Origin of the sequence: Novosphingobium sp. RL4 (genome assembly GCF_035658495.1) — a bacterium.
In the GTDB taxonomy this organism is placed as follows: domain Bacteria; phylum Pseudomonadota; class Alphaproteobacteria; order Sphingomonadales; family Sphingomonadaceae; genus Novosphingobium.
The window spans coordinates 3,573,644-3,593,000 of record NZ_CP141944.1 but is presented as its reverse complement, the minus strand read 5'-3'; the positions used below and the strand labels follow the sequence as shown (position 1 = coordinate 3,593,000).

General features: G+C 68.3%; 20 protein-coding genes. 6 read left to right on the top strand and 14 right to left on the bottom strand.

The window, feature by feature from the left end:
• Positions 1–2: 2 nt before the first annotated feature.
• Entirely contained in the window at positions 3–617 is a 615-nt protein-coding gene (locus tag U9J33_RS17290) for an LON peptidase substrate-binding domain-containing protein (RefSeq protein WP_054439473.1), read from the top strand.
• Between the two features lie 91 nt (positions 618–708).
• On the opposite strand, the gene U9J33_RS17285 is transcribed toward U9J33_RS17290, so the two are convergent.
• The 5 genes from U9J33_RS17285 to U9J33_RS17265 all read right to left on the bottom strand — a co-directional run bounded on the left by U9J33_RS17285 (position 709) and on the right by U9J33_RS17265 (position 6,391).
• Positions 709–2,949 carry a PBP1A family penicillin-binding protein gene (locus U9J33_RS17285; RefSeq protein ID WP_054439475.1) on the bottom strand — a complete coding sequence of 747 codons (2,241 nt, stop codon included), beginning with the start codon at positions 2,947–2,949 and terminating at the stop codon, positions 709–711.
• A 116-nt stretch (positions 2,950–3,065) separates the two neighbouring features.
• Positions 3,066–3,950 carry a dienelactone hydrolase family protein gene (locus U9J33_RS17280; protein WP_324696980.1) on the bottom strand — a complete coding sequence of 295 codons (885 nt, stop codon included), beginning with the start codon at positions 3,948–3,950 and terminating at the stop codon, positions 3,066–3,068.
• A gap of 95 nt (positions 3,951–4,045) precedes the next feature.
• Positions 4,046–4,447: a VOC family protein gene (locus tag U9J33_RS17275; RefSeq protein WP_324696978.1), complete on the bottom strand. Its 402-nt coding sequence runs from the start codon at positions 4,445–4,447 to the stop codon at positions 4,046–4,048.
• A 58-nt stretch (positions 4,448–4,505) separates the two neighbouring features.
• Positions 4,506–5,360, bottom strand: a complete 855-nt coding sequence (gene purU / locus U9J33_RS17270) for a formyltetrahydrofolate deformylase (protein ID WP_054439481.1) — start codon at positions 5,358–5,360, stop codon at positions 4,506–4,508.
• A gap of 11 nt (positions 5,361–5,371) precedes the next feature.
• Positions 5,372–6,391 (bottom strand): NAD(P)H-dependent flavin oxidoreductase, encoded by a 1,020-nt coding sequence (locus U9J33_RS17265; RefSeq protein ID WP_054439482.1) that lies wholly within the window; start codon positions 6,389–6,391, stop codon positions 5,372–5,374.
• A 142-nt stretch (positions 6,392–6,533) separates the two neighbouring features.
• Between U9J33_RS17265 and U9J33_RS17260 the strand changes: the two genes are divergently transcribed.
• A complete protein-coding gene (locus U9J33_RS17260) occupies positions 6,534–7,010 on the top strand; it encodes a hypothetical protein (protein WP_324696975.1) in 477 nt (158 codons plus the stop codon).
• A 142-nt stretch (positions 7,011–7,152) separates the two neighbouring features.
• Positions 7,153–8,688 carry a catalase gene (locus tag U9J33_RS17255; protein ID WP_054439486.1) on the top strand — a complete coding sequence of 512 codons (1,536 nt, stop codon included), beginning with the start codon at positions 7,153–7,155 and terminating at the stop codon, positions 8,686–8,688.
• 99 nt (positions 8,689–8,787) lie between these two features.
• On the opposite strand, the gene U9J33_RS17250 is transcribed toward U9J33_RS17255, so the two are convergent.
• From U9J33_RS17250 to U9J33_RS17230, 5 genes are read right to left on the bottom strand one after another with little or no spacing between them, the layout of a single operon-like run.
• On the bottom strand, positions 8,788–10,041 hold the full coding sequence (locus tag U9J33_RS17250; protein ID WP_324696973.1) for an adenosylmethionine--8-amino-7-oxononanoate transaminase: 1,254 nt from the start codon (positions 10,039–10,041) through the stop codon (positions 8,788–8,790).
• Positions 10,038–10,682, bottom strand: coding sequence for a dethiobiotin synthase (gene bioD / locus U9J33_RS17245; RefSeq protein ID WP_324696971.1), 645 nt, complete (start codon positions 10,680–10,682; stop codon positions 10,038–10,040). Before bioD ends, U9J33_RS17250 begins: the two co-directional genes overlap by 4 nt.
• A gap of 7 nt (positions 10,683–10,689) precedes the next feature.
• Positions 10,690–11,430 (bottom strand): methyltransferase, encoded by a 741-nt coding sequence (locus U9J33_RS17240; protein ID WP_324696969.1) that lies wholly within the window; start codon positions 11,428–11,430, stop codon positions 10,690–10,692.
• Positions 11,427–12,047, bottom strand: a complete 621-nt coding sequence (locus tag U9J33_RS17235) for an alpha/beta fold hydrolase (protein WP_324696967.1) — start codon at positions 12,045–12,047, stop codon at positions 11,427–11,429. The genes U9J33_RS17240 and U9J33_RS17235 overlap by 4 nt, the downstream gene beginning before the upstream one ends.
• The gene (locus U9J33_RS17230; RefSeq protein ID WP_324696966.1) at positions 12,044–13,237 is read right to left on the bottom strand and encodes an 8-amino-7-oxononanoate synthase; all 1,194 of its coding nucleotides are present in this window, start codon (positions 13,235–13,237) and stop codon (positions 12,044–12,046) included. The genes U9J33_RS17235 and U9J33_RS17230 overlap by 4 nt, the downstream gene beginning before the upstream one ends.
• A gap of 205 nt (positions 13,238–13,442) precedes the next feature.
• Here U9J33_RS17230 and U9J33_RS17225 point away from each other — a divergent pair, with 205 nt between their 5' ends.
• Positions 13,443–14,513 carry a L,D-transpeptidase family protein gene (locus tag U9J33_RS17225; RefSeq protein WP_324696964.1) on the top strand — a complete coding sequence of 357 codons (1,071 nt, stop codon included), beginning with the start codon at positions 13,443–13,445 and terminating at the stop codon, positions 14,511–14,513.
• Here U9J33_RS17225 and U9J33_RS17220 read toward each other — a convergent pair.
• Positions 14,504–15,538: an MBL fold metallo-hydrolase gene (locus U9J33_RS17220; RefSeq protein WP_054439493.1), complete on the bottom strand. Its 1,035-nt coding sequence runs from the start codon at positions 15,536–15,538 to the stop codon at positions 14,504–14,506. The genes U9J33_RS17225 and U9J33_RS17220 overlap by 10 nt on opposite strands.
• 233 nt (positions 15,539–15,771) lie before the next feature.
• On the opposite strand from U9J33_RS17220, the gene U9J33_RS17215 reads away from it, so the two are divergent.
• The gene (locus U9J33_RS17215) at positions 15,772–16,263 is read left to right on the top strand and encodes a hypothetical protein (protein ID WP_132469162.1); all 492 of its coding nucleotides are present in this window, start codon (positions 15,772–15,774) and stop codon (positions 16,261–16,263) included.
• A 4-nt stretch (positions 16,264–16,267) separates the two neighbouring features.
• On the opposite strand, the gene U9J33_RS17210 is transcribed toward U9J33_RS17215, so the two are convergent.
• Genes U9J33_RS17210 through U9J33_RS17200 form a run of 3 tightly spaced genes read right to left on the bottom strand, consistent with a single transcriptional unit; the run spans position 16,268 to position 18,153 of the window.
• Positions 16,268–16,474, bottom strand: a complete 207-nt coding sequence (locus tag U9J33_RS17210; protein ID WP_324696961.1) for a hypothetical protein — start codon at positions 16,472–16,474, stop codon at positions 16,268–16,270.
• The gene (locus tag U9J33_RS17205; RefSeq protein ID WP_324696959.1) at positions 16,474–16,665 is read right to left on the bottom strand and encodes a DUF4169 family protein; all 192 of its coding nucleotides are present in this window, start codon (positions 16,663–16,665) and stop codon (positions 16,474–16,476) included. The genes U9J33_RS17210 and U9J33_RS17205 overlap by 1 nt, the downstream gene beginning before the upstream one ends.
• A 9-nt stretch (positions 16,666–16,674) precedes the next feature.
• Positions 16,675–18,153 (bottom strand): ATP-binding protein, encoded by a 1,479-nt coding sequence (locus U9J33_RS17200; RefSeq protein WP_054439586.1) that lies wholly within the window; start codon positions 18,151–18,153, stop codon positions 16,675–16,677.
• A gap of 157 nt (positions 18,154–18,310) precedes the next feature.
• Between U9J33_RS17200 and U9J33_RS17195 the strand changes: the two genes are divergently transcribed.
• Positions 18,311–19,183: an NTP transferase domain-containing protein gene (locus tag U9J33_RS17195; protein WP_324696956.1), complete on the top strand. Its 873-nt coding sequence runs from the start codon at positions 18,311–18,313 to the stop codon at positions 19,181–19,183.
• Positions 19,184–19,357 lie beyond the last annotated feature (174 nt).

Sequence of the window (19,357 nt, the reverse complement as noted above, 5' to 3'; positions counted from 1 at the left end):
CGGTGGCGCGGATCACCATCTTCCCGCTGCCGGGCGCGGTGCTCTATCCGGGGCTGCAACTGCCGCTCCACATCTTCGAGCCCCGCTACCGGGCGATGGTGAGCGACGCGCTCGCGCGGGATCGGCGAATCGGCATGATCCAGCCGCAACGCCCGCAGGAAGGCGCGCCGCTTTACGCGGTGGGCTGCCTCGGGCGGATCGGCGATGTCGAGGCGCTGGAGGATGGGCGGTTCAATATCCTGCTCACCGGCGAATCGCGGTTCCGCGTGCTGCGCGAACTCGATGTGACGACCCCGTTCCGGCAGGTCGAAGCCGAGCTCCTGCCTGACCGCGAGGACGAAGTGCTGGCCCCGATCGAACGCGCCAGCTTCGAGCGCGAGGCCAAGCGCTTCGCCGATGCGCAGGGTTATGCGGTGGACTGGGACCAGGTCGGCCGGCTGGACGACCAGTCGCTCATCAACGGCGTCTCGCAGATCGCGCCGTTCGATGCCGCCGCCAAGCAGGCCCTGCTCGAAGCGGACAGCCTGCCGCTGCGCTGCGAACTGCTGGTCCAGCTCATGCAGTTCTTCGGCCGCCGCAGCGACGACGGCGACGATGAAGGCGTGACGCTTCAGTAAGGCCACGCCCTGCACATGGAAGTGTGCGGCGTCTTCCAACGAAAAAGGCCCGGAGCTGTCTCCGGGCCTTTTTGTTTTCCTGTCGCCAGGGTCAGTTGCCCGGCGTGCGGGTGGCGACCGGGGCGGGGCTGCGCGTGGCGGCGGGGCGGGGAGTGCCGGCGGTTGGGCGGGGCGCGCCCGTCCCCAGTCCCTGTCCGGCGCGAAGGCCCGGATCGTCCTGCTGGCCGCGCCCGGTGGCGCGGTCGAGGAAGTCGCTGTTGGCGGCCGGCGGCGGCGACTGTGCGGGGCCATAGTCGGGCATCTGCGGCTGGCCGGGGCCGGGGCCGGGACCGACCGAACCATCCTCGTAGCGCGGCTGGCCGTCCGGGCCCTGACCCGCGCCCTGGCCATCCGGGCCGGGCTGGACGATATTGCCGTTCTCGTCGACGTAGTAATAGTCGTTCGGGTTGCCCTGCATCGCCTCGTCGTCGGGTTCGAGCTGCCATTCGGGCAGCTTCACCTCGGTGTCGAACTGTTCGACCGGGCGCTTGGCCACCGCGACCTTCATGTAATCGGAGAAGGCGCGTGCCGGGGCATGGCCGCCGGAAAGGCCGCCGACCGGGCGGGCATCGTCGCGGCCCATCCAGACTCCGGTGGTGATGCCGCTGGAGAAGCCGAGGAACCAGCCGTCCTTGTTCGAACTGGTGGTGCCGGTCTTGCCCGCCACGGGGCGCCCGATCTGCGCGGCGCGGCCGGTGCCGGTGGCCACGGTCGTCTGCAGCAGGTCGGTGATCCCGGCGGCCACGTTGGGCGGCACCAGAACCTGTCCGCGCACCGACTTGTGTTCGTAGAGCACTTCGCCCGAGGACGTCGTCACCTTGACGATGCCATAGGGCTCCACCGAGGTGCCGCCGGCGGAAACCGCGGCGAAGGCGCGGGTCATGTCGATCACGCGCACTTCGGAGGTGCCCAGCACCATGGCGGGCTTGGTGTTGATCGGGGTGGTGATGCCGAAGCGCCGCGCCATCGAGGCCACGGTGCCGAAGCCCACCTCGTTGCCGAGCTGCGCGGCGACGGTGTTCTTCGAATAGGCGAAGGCGGTGCGGATATCGATCTGGCCGGCGAAGTTGCGGCCGTCGTTCTGCGGGCTCCAGCCGTCGATCGTCACCGGTTCGTCCACCACGCGGTCGTCCGGCGTGTAGCCGGCTTCGAGCGCGGAGAGGTAGACGAACAGCTTCCACGCCGAGCCGGGCTGGCGCATCGCGGTGGTGGCGCGGTTATAGTTCGAATTCACGTAGTCCGTGCCGCCGACCATCGCCAGCACGGCGCCGTCGCGGTCGAGGCTGACGAGCGCGCCCTGCGCGCCCTTGGGCACGTTGGCGACGATCGAACTGGTGGCCGCCTGCTGCATCTTCGGATCGAGCGTGGTCCAGACCTCGATCGGCTCGTTCGTGTCGGGCAGCAGCGTGTCGAGCTGGGGCAGGGCCCAGTCGGTGAAATAACGGACCGCGTTCTGGCCCTTTTCATGGACCACGTTCACGTCGGCGATGTCGGCCTGATCGGCTTCCTGCTGCGTGATCGCGCCGTTCTTGACCATCAGGCCCAGCACCACTTCGCCGCGGTCCTTGGCGGCCGCGACGTCGGCGGTGGGCGAATAGTTCGAAGGGGCCTTCACCAGGCCGGCGATGATCGCGGCCTCGGCGGTGGAGAGTTCGGTGGCGGGATGGCCGAAGAACTTGCGGCTGGCCGCGTCGATGCCATAGGCGCCGCCGCCGAAATAGACCTTGTTGAGGTAGAGTTCGAGGATCTGGTCCTTGGTGAACTTGCGTTCCAGCGCCAGCGCCAGCACCGCTTCGCGCGCCTTGCGCGTGAAGGAGCGGCTGTTGTTGAGGAATACGTTGCGGGCAAGCTGCTGCGTGATCGTCGAGGTTGCCTTGGCGCGGCCGCCCGTCGTCGTCGAGACGTAGACGGCGCGCAGCAGGCCCAGCGCGTCAACGCCGATATGCTCGCGGAAGCGGCGATCCTCGACCGAGACCATCGCGCCCTTCATGACGGCGGGAATCTGGTCGTAGCTCAGCCACTTGCCGTAGCTCGGCCCGAGCGAGACGAGTTCCGTCCCGTCCCGCGCGCGGACCACGATCATCTGGCCGTTCTGGCTGCTCTTGAGCGAATCGTATTCCGGCAGCTCGCTCATCGTGAAGACGACGGCGGTGCCCAGGAAGATCACGCCCAGAATGGCAAGTGCAGAGCCCCAGATCAGGACGCCGCGAACGATTCGGCGCCAGAGGGGTTTCTTCTTGGCAGGGGAGGAAGGCCCGCTGGAGGAGCGGCGCCGGCCGGAATCATTGGCCATTTTCGAGGTATAAATCCCTTAAGCGGACCAGGCGGCCCGAGCGCTTCCTACACCGTGGACGCGCCTATTGTAACCCGGCGTTAACGGGCAAGTGACGATCGGGCGACGTTCGGCGGCTAGAGCGCGGCGTAGAGCGCGAGCATCCGCTGCCATGCCTTGTCCGCCGCATCCGGGTCCCATGCCGGCGAATCGGGCACGCACCAGCCGTGATCGGCGGGGTAGACCTCGACTTCGGCGGGGCGTCCGGCGGCGGAGGCGGCCTGCTTCAGGTCGGTCTTCTGGTCCGGCTGCTTCGCATCGTCGTTGCGGGCGATGGCGAAGAGATAGGAGGCCTGCGTGCGCGCCAGAAGGCGGTGGGGGCTGTCGTCCTGGTCGGTGACGAGGCCGGCGCCGTGGAAGGAAGCCGCCGCGCGGACCCGTCCCGGTACTGCCGCCGCCGTACGGACGGTGAAGGGGCCGCCCATGCAATAGCCGTTGCTGCCGATCCCGCGCTTCGTATCCACGGCCTTCTGGGCATCGAGGAAGGCGACATAGGCACGGGCATCGCGGGTGATGGCGTCGGGCGTGAGCGCGGCGCGCAGCGGAGCGACCTTGGCCTGCCCTTCCGGCGTGCGGAAGGCGGCGAAGCTTTCGAACACGGGGGCGGGCTCGCCGCGATAATAGGGGTTCACGACAAGCACGGCGTGGCCTTCGGCGGCGAGCGTGCGGGCCATGATCTTCTTCGCCTCGCGCAGGCCGGCGATATCGGGCCAGAGGATGACGGCGGGATGGCTGCCCTTGGCCGGGTGGACGAAGAAGGCGTCGGCCACGCCGTCCGCCGTGGTGATCGAGACCATCCGCTCGTTCAGCGCATTGGCGCCGCGCAGCTTCATCACGTTGGTGCAGCCGGTAAGGGCGGCTCCGGCCGCCGCGCCGGCGCCGATCGCGGCGAACTGCCGGCGATTGAGCCCGCGCCGGGCAAGGTTGGCGTCTTCGGCCTCGGCGGTGAAATCGTCACACATCGAAAAGCGCTCCGGTCTTGAAATCAGGTGGTTGCCGCCAAGGCTACCCAACCGCGAAGGCCATGGCGAGGGCCTGCTTGCCGGAATGCCGGATTTCAGTCTCCGGGGAAGTTGAGTTCGAGGTTCACCGCATTGGGGTCCACCAGGAACACCTGCCGCAGGCCGAGGCCGGGGTGTTCCATCACCCGGTGCGCAAGGCCGAGCTGCTCGATCGTGGCCACCGTTTCGGCAAAGCCCGAGCAGCGCAGGGCGAAATGGTGGAGCGCGTTGGTCGGCTGTCCGGGCCGGTATTCGTCGTAGCGGCCCGGCGCGGTGGTGCGGTCCACGAGGTGGACGATCGCATGGCCCGCCGCATCGCGCATCCAGTAGCCGGCGATGCCTTTGGCGATCGTGGGATTGTCGCTGCGGGTGAGGCCGAGCACCCGTTCGTAGAACGAGGCGGTCGCCTCAAGATCGTCGGTAAGGATATTGACGTGATCGACACCGTTGACGGGCATGGGCTCTCTCCCCTGGCAGAGGCGGCACCATCGAACGATGATCGCCGCCCTGCAAGTGTCAGCTTCGGAAGACCACCGTGCGCGAACCGTTCAGGAGCACGCGGTCCTCAAGATGCAGGCGCACGGCCTCTGCCAGCACGCGGCGCTCGATGTCGCGGCCCTTGCGGACCATGTCCTCGGGCGTATCGGCGTGAGTCACGGTTTCCACGTCCTGGTGGATGATCGGGCCTTCGTCGAGGTCGGCGGTGACGTAGTGCGCGGTGGCGCCGATCATCTTCACGCCGCGCGCATGGGCCTGGTGATAGGGCTTGGCGCCCTTGAAGCCCGGCAGGAACGAGTGGTGGATATTGATGCAGCGCCCCGAAAGGAAGGCCGCCATCTCGTCCGAGAGGATCTGCATGTAGCGCGCCAGCACCACCAGTTCGGCCCGGGTCTCGTTCACCAGCGCACGGATCTGCGCTTCCTGATGGGCTTTGGTGTCCCGCGTGACGGGCAGATGATGGAACGGGATATCGCCGATCATCAGCGAGTTGATCGCCTCGCGCGGGTGGTTGGAGACGATCCCCACCACTTCCATCGCCATTTCGCCGATGCGCTGGCGGTAGAGCAGGTCGGCGAGGCAGTGGTCGAACTTGCTGACCAGCAGCAGCACCCGGCGCGGGCGGTCGCGCCGGGTCATCGACCAGGCCATGCCGTATTCGTGCGCGATCGCGCCGAACCCTTCGCTGAACGCCTCGCGATCCGCGGAGCCCGGATCGAAGGCCACGCGCATGAAGAACTTGTCTTCCTCGAGGTCGTTGAACTGCTGCGCCTCGATGATGTTGCCGCCCGCCTGCGCGAGGTAGCCGGTAACGCGGGCGACGATGCCGGGACGGTCGGTGCAGGACAGCGCGAGGATCAGCGGTTCAGCCATTGGTTCGGGCCTCAGGCAGCGGAGCGGTTGGAAAGCGCCGCTTCGGATTCGGCCAGGAGGGCGGCGATGATGTCCGCGACCGGCTCTTCCTTGCTGACCATGCCCACCGACTGGCCGGCCATGACCGAGCCGCTCTCGACGTCGCCGTCGATCACCGCGCGGCGCAGCGCGCCTGCCCAGAAGTGCTCGATCGAAAGCTGCGCCTGGCCCATGTCCAGTTCACCGGAATCGAGGCGCTTGGCGACTTCGATCTGCTTGGCGGTGAATTCCTCGGTGCCCTTGTTCTTGAGCGCGCGCACCGGGATCACCGGCAGGCGCGGATCGACCTGCACCGAGGCAACCGCATCGCGTGCCGAGGCCCGGAAGAACGCCTTCTTGAAATCGGCGTGAGCGATGGATTCGCTTGCGCAGGCAAAACGGGTGCCGAGCTGCACGCCCGCCGCGCCCATTTCCAGGTATCCGGCCATGGCCTCGCCCCGGCCGATACCGCCCGCCACGAAGACGAGGTTGTCGGCGGCGAGCGCGGGCAGGATTTCCTGGGCCAGCACCGAAGTGGAAACCGGGCCGATGTGGCCGCCGGCTTCCATGCCCTCGATCACCAGCGCGTCGGCGCCGGAGCGCAGCAGCTTCTTGCCCAGCGCCAGCGTGGGCGCGAAGCAGATCACCTTGGCGCCCGATTCCTTGATCGCCTCGACGCTGCCCTTGGGCGGAATGCCGCCGGCCAGCACGACATGGCCGACCTTGTGCTTCGCGCAGACCGCGATCAGCTCGAAGAGCTGCGGATGCATGGTGATGAGGTTGACACCGAAAGGCTTGTCGGTCAGGGCGCGCGTCCCTTCGATCTCCTTGTCGAGGAGCTCGGGGTTCATCGCACCACATGCAATGACGCCAAAGCCGCCGGCATTGCTGATGGCCGAGACGAGATTGCGTTCGGATACCCAGGACATGGCGCCGCACAGGATGGCATATTCGCTGCCGAGAAATTCGCATCCCCGCGCCATCAGCGCCGAGGTCTTGGAGTTGGCGGCCATTGATGCTCCCATAGCCCGCATTCATGAATGAGCGAGCCCATAGGATGCTGCAGCGCCGCGCACAAGCTGGCGCGGCCACCTTCCTGCGCCGCATCGTTCTATAATGCGATTGACGATACTCCCGAATGGAACTGCCTTTCCCATGACCAAGACGCTGACTTCCACCCTCCGTCAGCCCTCCAGCATCGTCATCCTCGTCATCGTGCTGGCCGCCGCGGCGCTGCTCGGCACGCTGGCGTTCGAGAAGATGACCTCTGATCTCCCCGAGGCGCTGGCCGCCGCGCCCGCGCAGCAGGCCCCGATGACGGGCACCTCGCGGCTGGGCGAACAGGACCAGGCCACCCTGATGCAGATCGAGATCGGCGCGGGCAACCTGGCGACCGAACTGGGTAACGGCGATACCGGCACCGCCAATGCCAATGCCAATGCGCTTGCCGGGCTGGCCACGCTGTCCGCCAAGGCTGGCGCGCTCGGCGCAGGCACGCCCGGGGACGTGCGCAAGTTCCTGGCCGCCGAAATCAGGCGCGCGCGCGATGCGGTGCGGCGCGGCGACGTGGCGGACGCCAGTTCGACGCTGATTTCGCTCCAGGCCCGGCTCGCGATCAGCAGGACGCTGTAAGGGCCGTCTGCAGCTGGCCCTGTGCAACTAATCGCCTGAAGCGATTACACTTACGCCTTCGTATAGCTTATTCAATCAGTCTCCTTCGGTTAGAACCGTCTCGCAAGCCCTTAGCGGGACGGACAAGACAAGGAGTGAGACCATGACCGAAACCACACCCGGCGGCGGAAAGTGCCCCTACGCCCACGGCGAGACTTCGCTCACTCCTACCCCTCTCACCACCGCCTTCGGCGCGCCGGTGGTCGACAATTCCAATTCGCTGACTGCCGGGCCGCGCGGGCCGCTGCTGATGCAGGACGTGTGGCTGCTGGAGAAGCTGGCCAACCTCAACCGCGAAGTCATCCCCGAGCGGCGCATGCATGCCAAGGGTTCGGGCGCGTTCGGCACTTTCACCGTCACCGGTGACGTCAGCCGCTATACCCGCGCGAAGTTCCTGGGCGAGGCGGGCAAGCAGACCGAGATCTTCGCGCGCTTCACCACGGTTGCGGGCGAGCGCGGCGCCGCCGATGCCGAACGCGACATTCGCGGCTTCGCGGTGAAGTTCTACACCGAGGAAGGCAACTGGGACATGGTCGGCAACAACACGCCGGTCTTCTTCGTGCGCGATCCCCGCAAGTTCCCCGATCTCAACAAGGCGGTGAAGCGCGATCCCCGCACCAACATGCGCAGCGCCACCAACAACTGGGACTTCTGGACCCTGCTGCCGGAGGCGTTCCACCAAGTCACTTATGTCATGGGCGATCGCGGCATCCCCAGGAGCTACCGCCACATGGACGGCTTCTCCAGCCACACCTACTCGTTCTACAACGAGGCGGGCGAGCGGTTCTGGGTGAAGTTCCACTTCAAGACCCAGCAGGGCCACGCCCACCTGACCGACGCCGAAGCGGCGGCAATCGTGGCAGGTGACCGCGAATCGCACCAGCGCGATCTCTACGACGCCATCGAGCGCGGCGATTTCCCGAAGTGGAAGGTCATGGTGCAGATCATGGCCGAGGAAGAAGCGGCGACCTGCGGGTTCCACCCCTTCGACCTCACCAAGGTCTGGTCGCAGAAGACCTACCCGCTGATCGAGGTCGGCATGATGGAGCTGAACCGCAATCCGGAGAACTTCTTCGCCGATGTGGAGCAGAGCGCCTTCAGCCCTTCCAACCTCGTTCCCGGCATCGGCGTCTCTCCCGACAAGATGCTGCAGGCGCGTCTCTTCGCCTATTCGGATGCGCAGCGTTACCGCCTTGGCGTGAACCACCACCAGATCCCGGTGAACGCCGCGCGCTGCCCGGTCTTCACCAACCACCGCGACGGCCAGGGCCGGGTGGACGGCAACTACGGCGGCCTGCCGCACTACCACCCGAACTCGTTCGGGCAGTGGCAGGGCCAGGGCGAGTACCGCGAACCGCCGATGAAGATCGATGGAAACGCCGATTTCTGGAACTTCCGCGAGGATGATGACGACTACTACAGCCAGCCGCGCGCCCTGTTCGAACTGATCGACGCCGACCAGAAGCAGCGTCTGTTCGAGAATACGGCCCGCGCCATGGGCGATGCGCCGGACTTCATCAAGCAGCGGCACATCGACAACTGCACCCGCTGCCATCCGGCTTACGGCCAGGGCGTGGCCAGCGCACTGGGCATGAGCGTGAACCCCGCGCTCTCGCCCGTGCCCGAGACGGCAGACTGACCAGAGCTACCCCGGCCGCCGTTACCCCCCATGCGGCGGCCACGGTCCCGCCTCCCCGTTTCGCGAATGCCGCGCCGGGGAGGCGGGATTATCCGTTTTTCAGAACGATATCACCGCTTCGCCGATGGCATCCCACACCTGTGCGAGCTGATCGTCGGTCATGCAGTAGGGCGGCATGACGTAGACCGTGTTCCCGAGCGGGCGCAGCAGCACGTCGCGTTCCCGGAAGAAGGCCATGAGGCGCGGAGCGAGGTCGCTCATGTAGCCGCTGGTGCCGGCGGTCCTGAGGTCCAGCGCGGCGATCGTGCCGATCGTGCGGGGATTGTCGAAATGGCAGAACTGGCCGAGCTTCGCGATCCAGCCCGCCTGCTTTTCCGCCAGCGCGGCGATCCTTTCGCGCACCGGCTCCTCGCGCCAGATCGCCAGGTTGGCGGCGGCGGCGGCGCAGGCGATCGGGTTTGCCGTGTAGCTTGACGAGTGGAAGAACATCCGCGCGCGGTCGGCGGAGTAATGCGCCTCGAAGATCGGCTCGCTGGCCATGGTGACGGCGAGCGGGACGGCGCCCCCGGTCAGCCCCTTGGAAAGGCAGAGGATGTCGGGGACGATGCCGGCCTGTTCGCAGGCGAGCAGGGTGCCGGTGCGGCCCCATGCCGTCATCACTTCGTCGGCGATGAACAGGACCCCGTGCCGCGCGCAGATATCGCGCATCGCGGCAAGCGTTTCCGGGCCGTATACCAGCATCCCGCCCGCGCCGAGGATCAGCGGTTCCACGATCAGGGCGGCGGTGTCCGGCTGGCGGCAGAGCGCCTCCAGCGCGTCCAGCGTCTGCTGTTCCGCGCCCGCTGCGGGGAAGGGAATGCGGCCGACGCCGAACAGCAGCGGCTCGTAGGGCTGGTTGAACACGCCGCGCTCCCCCACCGACATCGCGCCGATGGTGTCGCCGTGGTAGGAATTCTCCATCACCACGATCCGGTGGCGGTTCTCGCCCCGCCAGTGCCAGTAGCCGAGCGCCATCTTCAGCGCGACTTCGACACTGGTCGAACCCGAATCGGAGAAGAACACCCGCGTCAGGCTTTCCGGCATGATCTCGCGCAGGCCGGCGGCGACCTGTTCGGCCGGTTCGTGCGTCCATCCGGCGAAGATGATCTGGTCGAGTTTCTGCGCCTGCTCCGCGATGGCGGCGCGGATGCGCGGATGGGAATGGCCGTGCGTCGTCACCCACCACGAGGAAACCGCGTCCACCACCGCCTTGCCGTCGGCCGTGTGCAGCAGCGCGCCCTCGGCATGGGTGACGAGCGGCACCGGCTCGCCAAGCCCGTGCTGCGTGAAGGGATGCCAGACCGATGATGTCATGCCCTGAAGTCCTCGATGCGGAAGTTTGCTGCAAAGGCGCGGGCCAGGGCCTCGGGGGTCAGGGATGCGAGGCGGGGCAGGCGGCCGAGGCGGCGGACATTGCCCATGGCGCAGATAGTGGCCTCGCTGTCTTCCACGGCATCGCCCACGAAAGCCACGCCCAGCACCTCGACGCCGCGCGAACGCAGCGCCTCGATCGAGAGCAGCGAATGGTTGATCGTGCCCAGCACGGTGCGCGCCACCAGCACCACCGGCGCCTGCCACCGCGCGAACTGGTCGGCATAAGTCATGGTGCGGGTGAGCGGGACCATGACGCCGCCCGCCCCCTCGACCACCAGCGGCCCTTCTACCTGCGGCAGGGCGAGCCGTTCGGGATCGATCTCCACCCCGTCGATCTCGGCGGCGAGGTGCGGGGAGCAGGGGGTGGCGAGGCGGTAGGCTTCGGGCAGGATGTGGCCGGCGGGCAGGCCGGACAGCCGCCCCACGCGGTCTCCATCGCCGCCGTCTTCCTCGAGCCCGGCCTGTACCGGCTTCCAGTAATGCGCGCCCAGCGCCCCGGCGAGCGCGGCGGCGAACACGGTCTTGCCGATTTCGGTATCGGTTCCGGTGACGGTCAGGGGTCTGGCGATCTGGGGTCTCATGGGGCGCTCACCTAGCGCGGTGTAAGTGACAGGTCACGACCTCGTAAGTGACTTCGCATCCGCTTTGGGCAAAACGAGCCAGCGTCCGGCGCAACTGGCCGGGAGAAAGCGGGCGGTGCCCGGCATCGGCGGCGTGCGCGCCTATGGCCTTGAGCGCGCGCAGGAAGGCGAGCGGATCGTCATGGCGCTCGATGCGGTTCTCGGCCGTGACGGAGAAGTCGCCGAAGGCCGCGACCGGGGCGAAGCGGGGCGTTCCGGCCGCGAGGCCCTCCGCCGCGTGCGCTTCCCGCCACTGCGCGAAACTGCCGGGGCCGAGCGTCGTCACCATCAGGTGGCCGCCGGGTGCAAGCCAGCCGCCCATGCGGGCGAGCGCTCGCGGGGCATCGTCGAACCACTGCACGGCGAGGCTGGAGCAGATCAGGTCGAACGGGCCGCCGCCGGGATCGCCGTACTCACCGTCGAGCACGGCGAAGCGGCGGTGCGCGTCTTCGCCCAGCCGCGCCCGGCAACGCTCCAGCATCTCGGGCGAGAGGTCGGTGACGAGCCAGTCCCCGCCAAGGCCCGCCAGTGCCTGCGTGAGGAATCCGGTGCCGCAGCCGATTTCCAGCACGCGGGGGCGCCGGGGCAGGGCAAGCGCGGCGATCCGCGCGGCGAGGGCCTGCGCGATGTCGCGCTGGATGCGTGCGTTGCCGTCATAGTCGGCAGCCCCGGCGAAGGCGCGGGCGATGCTTTCACGTGGAACGTTCATGCTCCGTGCCCGATCATGCCGCGCACCGCCCCGGCGCAAAGCTCCGGCGCTTCCAGCGGCAGGAGGTGTCCGCCCGCGGCGCTTTCGATCCGGCTCACGGCCGCGCCCGCGAAAACGGCGGCCCGCATCGCCTCGGGCAAAAGCGGGTCGCGCGCGCCTTGCAGCGAAAGTACCGGCACCGCCGGCAGCGGCGGCTGGGCATCGCGCAGGCGCAGCAAGTCGGTGCGGAGCAGGTCCGCGTCGATTTCGCCGAAGCCATCGCCTGCACCGCACTGGCGGCGGAACTCGGCGAGCACGGCGCGCGGGTCCTCGCCGAAACGGCGCAGCATCCGGTCCACCACGCGCACCGGGACGCCCGCGCGGTCGGGACGGGCGGTGAAGCGCTCGAACCCGTTGATCGCCACGATGCCGACGAGCCCCGGCGGCGGATCGGCCAGCACGCGCATCGTGCCGTAGGAGTGGGTTATCGCAAGGCACGGGCCTTCCACGCGGCAGGCGCGCGGCGTGCCGAAGTAGCCGCAATCGTCGATCGCCTGCGGCATGTCCGCCAGCAGGTTCGCGAGCGGTTCCCAGAATGCGCTGCCGAAACCCCAGCCATGGGCGAAGAGCAGCTTCATCGCCGTTCCCCGGCCTGCGAAATCGGGCCCACCGCATCGCCGATGGCTTCCAGCAGGACATCGATATCGGCTTTGGAATGAGTTGCCCGCAGCGCAAGGCGCAGGCGGCTGGTGCCCGGCGGCACCGTTGGCGGGCGGATCGCCGAGGCGAGCAGGCCGCGTTCCTCCAGCTGGCGCGAGAGGCCCAGCGCCGCTTCTTCCGCGCCGATCACGGCGGGGACGATCTGCGTGCTGGACGCGCCATGGTCGATGCCGAGCGCGGCGAGCCCGCGGCGCAGGCGTTCGCCCAGCGCGGCGAGGTGGGCGCGCTCCTCGTCCATGGCCGGCACGAGGTCGAGCGCGGCGTCGATCGCGCCAAGCACGGCGGGCGGCGGGGCGGTGGTGAAGACGAAGCCGCTCGCCGCGTTGACGAGGTAGTCGATCATCACCCGCGATCCCGCGACATAGGCGCCGAATCCGCCGAGCGCCTTGCTGAAGGTGCCCATCACGAGGTCGATCCCGCCGGGCACTTGCGCCGAAAGCCCCGCGCCGCCGGGGCCGAGCACGCCGGTGGCATGGGCTTCGTCGGCGAACAGGAAGGCGTCGTGCCGGGCGGCGATATCGGCCAGGCGGGCGATATCGGCGCGGTCCCCGTCCATCGAGAACACGCTTTCGGTAAGGATCAGCCGGGCGGGCGCGTCACGGCCCTTGCCGGCCAGCAGCTCCTCCAGGTGATCGAGGTCGTTGTGGCGGAAACGGTGCTGGCGCGTGCCGGAAATGGCGATGCCGGCGTGCATGGAGGCGTGGACCAGCCGGTCGGTGAAGACCATGGCGCCGGGCGCGGCGGCGAGCAGGGCGGGGATCACCGCGGCATTGGCCTGCCAGCCGCTGGCGAAGATCAGCGCCGCCTCGGCATGTTTGAACGCGGCGATCCGGGCTTCGAGCGCGAGATGCGCCTCGCTCGTGCCGGTTACCAGCCGGGAGGCGCCGGAGCCGGTGCCCAGGGCCTCGGTCCATGCGCGGGCGCGTTCGACCAGCAGCGGATGCCGGGCAAGGCCGAGATAGTCGTTGCTGGAAAAGTCGATCAGCTCGCGGCCGCCGCGCCGGATGCGGCCGCCGGGCTCCAGCGCGGCGGGACGCAAGATGCGGCGCTGTCCGGCGCTCTCGATCCGGCCGAGTGCCGCCGCGAAGAAGGAATCGAACCTGCTCATCGCGCCAGCCGGTATGGCAAGCGGGCCTCCGGCACAATGGGGGTGGGCGCGCCTCCGGCACGGTGGGACGCGCGCTTCCGGCAGGTTGGGCGGCAGGCGCGGCGTGAGCAGGTGGCGGCGTGCGGCACAAAAACGCGCGCCGCCGTGAAGCCGGGCGCGGCTTCGCGCGTTGATGGGGAAAGAGGAAAAAAGAAGGATGCCCCGCGTGTTGCGAACCCTGCCGCTTGTCTCCGTCGCCGCGGCCCTGCTGCTCTCCGCCTGCCATTCCGAGCGTGCCCCTTCCGGTGAGCGCACCGGCGCGACATCGCCGGGGCAGGGACTGGCCTTTGCCGACGCGCCGGGCGGCGCCGCCACCGAATCGGCCGACAGCCTCGTGCTGCGCGCGCAAGTCGCGCTCGACCGGCTCGGCTTCTCCTCCGGCGTGATAGACGGCAAGAAAGGCCAGTCCTACCGCCTCGCCCTCAGCGGGTTCCAGCAAGCACGGGGCCTGCCGGCAAGCGGCAGGCTGGACCCGGCGACCCAGCAGGCGCTGCTTTCGGGCAGCGACAGCGCTGGAACGCGCAACGTGGTGATCCCGGCGGACTTCGCGAGAGGCCCGTTCGTGCCGGACCTGCCCAAGGACATGGCCGGGCAGGCGCGGTTCAAGCACCTGGGATACCGCAGCATGGCCGAGGCGCTGGCCGAACGGTTCCACACCACGCCCGAAACGCTGCTGGCGCTCAACGGCGCAGGCACGGTGCTGGGCGCGGGGCGGACGATCCGGGTGCCCGACGTTCGCGATGCCGGACTTGCGACCATCGAGGGGGACGAGAGCGGCTGGGCCGATACCCTCCAGCGCCTTGGCGTCGCGGCGGAGCAACCCAGGGCCGATCACGTCGTGGTCGACAAGTCCGATGGCGCGCTGCGGGTCTATGACGGTGCGAACAAGCTGATCGCGCAGTTCCCGGTGACCACCGGCAGCGGCCACGATCCCCTGCCGCTCGGCACCTGGAAGATCGTGGGAGAGGCGCGCAATCCGGACTATCACTTCAACCCGGACCTGTTCTGGGATGCCAAGAAAAGCGCGAAGGACAAGCTCCTGCCGCCGGGGCCGAACGGGCCTGTCGGCGTGGTCTGGCTGGACTTGTCCAAGGCGCACTACGGCATTCACGGCACGCCCGAACCCCAGAACATCGGCCGCACCGAAAGCCATGGCTGCGTGCGCCTGACCAATTGGGACGCCGCGCGGCTGGCGCAGATGGTTTCGGCGGGAACGAAAGTGGTGTTTCAGGCCTGACGTTCGACCGGATAGCCCGCCTCTGCCCATGCCTTGACGCCGCCGTCCAGCGCGACCGCGCGTAGGAACCCCAGTTCGCGCAAGGTCGCGGCGGCCAGCGTGGAGATCTTGCCGAATTCGCAGCATGTCACCAGCCGGGCGGTGGGATCGCAGAGCATCGCGTTGACCCGCAGTTCGAGCTGGCCGCGCGGCAGGTGGACGGCGCCGGGAATATGGCCGGCCTCGAACGCTTCCTTCTCGCGCACGTCGAGCACGATCATGTCGCCGGCTAGGGTGCCGATCCGCGCGTTCAATTCCTCCAGCGCGATGAAGGGAACGCGCGCGGCGGCTTCGGCGAGAAGCTGGGCAACGGTCCTGCCGCCGTTCATGTTGGTGCGCAGCGCTTCGGTGAGATGGGTGGGCGCGGCCAGGTCCAGATGCTGCATCATCGCCACGAATTCATCCCGGTCGGTCTTTTGCAGGCGCGGATTTTCGGCGATTTCGGCGCCGATGGTGGAATGGCTGCGGCCCTTGTAGTCATGCGCGGGATAGACCAGCGTTTCTGGCGGAAGTTTCAGCAGCTTGCCGAACAGGCTGTCATGAAGGGCGGCGGGATCGCCGGTGGGAAGATCGGTGCGCCCGGTGCCGCCGATCAGCAGCGTGTCTCCGGTGAAGACCCGGTCCGCGGCAAGGATGCACATCGAATCGCGCGTATGCCCCGGCGTGTGCAGGGCGCGCAGGCGCAACTCGCCGACGATCAGCATGTCCCCATCGTCCAGTCGCATCCCGGCATAAGGGGCAGGGCTCAGGCGGTTCATCACCACCGGCGCGCGCAGCAGCCTGCCCAGTTCGCGGCTGGCGGAGAAGTGATCGGCATGCGTGTGCGTGTCGAGCACGTAGCGGATATGGACGCCGAGCTGGCTCGCCAGGCCGACATAGCGATCGATCTGGGACTGTTCCGGGTCGATCAGGATCGCGGCGCGGCTGGCTTCGCAGCCGAGCAGGTATGACTGGCAGCCGCCCGTGGCGATTTGCTCGAAGATCATGCCGTTTCCTTGCGGTGTGACCGGGAAAGTCTGCCTGCCGCCACCTGTCGCCGCAAGCGCCGCGATCCGTTTCGGGTACGTCTCTTTGGAGTAACCGCACCGTTCCGGCCCGGCGGCGCGGGATGGATCGAGCCCTGTCCGGGTTGGAACGAATCGGCCCGTCTTGCGCTTTACCCTGCCGGAATCCTACGCCTCGGCAGAGAATTCCAGATATCGCAATTCAAGGACATATCATGAAAATCCGTCTTGCCGCGCTTGCCGCCGTCGTCGCTCCGGCCGCGCTGTTCGCCGCTGCCACGCCCGCCGCCGCGAAAGTGACGGCCGAGGCCAACGTGGCCCGCGCGGAAGGGGACTGGGGCGGCGAACTGGCGATCGGCGTGCCGGTGATCCAGGACGGCGGCTTCAGCATCACGCCCGGCGCGGGCGTGTTCTTCCACCACCGCGACCATCCCGGCTACTTCACGGACGATTCGCAGTGCTTCAACCGCAGCAGCGGCGCGCAGGTTTCCGACGGCAAGTGCGACAATTCCGGCACCAGGTTCTTTGGAAAGGTAGAGGCGATGTACCGCCTGCCGATGTCGCTCGGCCTGGGTGTCGGCGCGCGGCTGATCGGTGACGACCTGCGGGCCTACGGCACGGTCTCCATGCCGATCCTTCCGCGCATCGACGTGAAGGGCAATATCGGCGACCACTATCTGGCGGCCGGCCTTCAGGCGCGGTTCTGAGTTTCTACCAGCCCTCGATCAGATCGACATAGGCCACCACGTCATTGTCGGTGGCGATGAACAGGCCGTCCTGCACCTCTTCGGGTTGCCGGGCGGCCATGTCCATGGCCTCGGCCAGGGTGCCGTAGAACAGCGTGCTGGCGGCGCCGCCGTCCGGGCCGGAATCGAGGTGGTACAGGCGCACCGTGGCGTCGAGATAAGTCGTGCGCATCAGTCTTCGCCTTGTTCCGGGGTTCGCCTGGCACCGTCCACGATGCGGCCCAGACGCGTGATTTCCGCCTCGGTCGCCCGGCGTTCGTGCTTGGTGCGGCCATGCTGCGCGCGGGCGGTGTCCGCCTGGGTCCGGGCGGCGTCGCGCGCCTTGGCCTTGCGGGCCATGCGAAGGTTGATGATCTCGGCCATGACGGCCTTTTACCCCTCGACGGGCGCGGTTGTAACCCCGAGATCGGGCAGTCCGACCGAACGCTTGCCCGAAAAGTCCGTGCGCACGACGATGAGCCCGTCCTTTTCCAGATAGTCCAGCAGGCGCTGCACGCGGCGGGGGCTGCTGGTGCCGTAGACGCGGGCCAGGACCATGTCGTCTGGGCAGGGCTCGTCGTTCATGGCGGCGCGCGCGATCATGTAGAACGGCGCCAGCGCATCGTCGGGAACGTGCTTGGCAAGGTTGACCAGATCGAACCAGCGTTCGTCGTCGGGGTCCTCGATACCGGCGATGGCGGCGGCGAAACCGCGGCGGAACATCGTCGCATCGAGCCCGCGCACCGAGATGCCCTTCATGCGGCAGCGAATGGTGAAGTCCTGGAACAGCGTGGTCGCGGACTGGAACGTGCAATCCGGGTCCTGCGCCATGGTGTTCAGGATTTCGAGCATGGCCGCCCGGTTTTCTTCCGGCTCCGGCTCGGGCCGTTCGGGGCGCGGCGGCGGTGCGGAAGACGGGCCGGCGGAGGGGCCGTGCGCGATCGATTCGCTCAGTTCCTCGACGTCGATCGCGGGGCGCGGGGCGGGACGCGGAAAATCGGGGCGTTCCGGCTCGACGTGGAGATTGTCGTGCAGCAGTTCGCGCAGTTCCTCGGTGGTCGCCGTGGGCAACGGGGTGAGGCCGGGGGTGACCGACTTGGCACCGGTCAGGACCGTGCCGATGTTCACCGCCACCGGGCGGCGGCTGATCGCCGGGCCGAGGCCGAGGAACTGGCCGCGCGCCAGGTCGCGGATCTGTTCCGCCTGGCGGCGCTCCATGCCCAGCAGGTCGGCGGCGCGGATCATGTCGATGTCGAGGAAGGTGCGGCCCATCAGGAAGTTCGAGGCTTCGGCCGCCACGTTCTTGGCCAGCTTGGCGAGGCGCTGGGTGGCGATGACCCCGGCAAGGCCGCGCTTGCGGCCCCGGCACATCAGGTTCGTCATCGCCGCGAGGCTGACGCGGCGCGCCTCCTCGGACACTTCGCCGGCGGCGGCGGGGGCGAACATCTGCGCCTCGTCCACCACGACCAGCGCGGGATACCACTGTTCGCGCGGGGCATCGAACATGGCGTTGAGGAACTGCGCGGCGCATTTCATCTGCTGGTCGATCTCAAGCTCGTCGAGCGCGAGGACGACCGAGGCGCGGTGTTCGCGGATGCGCGCGCCCAGCCGGACGATCTCGCCTTCCGCATAGGCGGCGCCGTCGATCACGACATGGCCGAATTCCTCGGCCAGGCTGACGAAGTCTCCCTCGGGGTCGATCACCACCTGTTGCACGATGGAGGCGCTCTCCTCGAGCAGGCGGCGCAGCAGGTGCGACTTGCCGGACCCGGAATTGCCCTGCACCAGCAGGCGGGTCGCCAGAAGTTCCTTGATGTCGATTTCGATCGACTCGCCCTGCGGGGTCTGGCCGATCACGATATTCGCGCTCACGCCGCATGCCTTGCGCAAGCCGGGCGCGAGAGGCAAGGCAATGCTGCGGCTTTATCCATAGCTTGTGCGCATCGGCTTGCGGCGCGTCATGCGAAAATCGCGGATTTCCGCGCCGGTCACGGGGCTGTCACACGCGCGCGGCATAGCGACGCAGATTATGGCTTCACCGGTTTCTCCTGATAGCGACGGTATCGAGCGCCTGCCCCTGCGGCTGGTGGTGCTGGCGGGGCATGGCCTCGGCCCCGGCGGAATCGATCCACTGGCAGAGCGTTTCGGCGAAAGGCACCGCTGCCTCGTGCCGCTGGCGGGGCGGCCGCTCATCGCCCATGTGCTGCAGACGGCGGCGCAGCATCCCCGCGTCGCCAGCCTTGCGGTCTGCGTGGAGCGGGAGGCGTTCGACCCGGTGTGGGACGTGCTGACGCGGCTGCCGGGGCGCGGCAGCGTGGCGCTGGTGGAAGCGCGGCAGGATATCGCGGCAAGCGTGCGCGCGGCGGCGGAGGACTGGGATGGCCCGCTGCTCGTCACCACCGCCGACCACGCCCTGCTCAGCGCGGAATCGATCGACGCCATGGCCGATGCGCTGGAAAGCTGCGATGTCACTTTCGCGCTGGCCCGGCGCGAGGCGGTGGAAGCCGCGCATCCCAATGCGCTGCGCAGCTATATAGCCTTGCGCGACGGCGAGTTCGCGGCGTGCGACCTTTATGGCATGGCGGGGACGCGTTTCGTCCACGCGGTTGACGTGTTTCGCGGCCGGGGCGCCTCCGACCGCGAGGGCGCCCGGATCTGGCGGGCACTGGGCCTTGCCGGGCTGCTCATGGTCAAGCTGCGGCTGGAGACGCTTTCGGGTGCGGTGGTGCGGGCTTCGCGCCGCCTGCGGCTGCGCGTGCGCGCCGTGGTCATGGCCGACGGCACCCAGGCGATCGACGTGGACAATGACCGGACATATGCAGTGGTGCGGGACCTGCTGGGCGAACTGCCGCCGGAAACGCCCGGCAAGACCGCCAGGCCGACAGCGCGCGCCGTAGCCTGAAAAGGGTGCTCGGGTAGCCTGGATTTCAGGCGCCTGATCGAAGTGCGGGATGGCAGTGGCCGATCGGCGGAGGCCGGGTCGTGCGGATCCGTTTTTTCCCGGACCGTTTTTTCCCGGACCGTATTTTCAAGGCCCCAAACGACTTTCGGGCCCCCTTGCGGGGGCCCGAAGGCT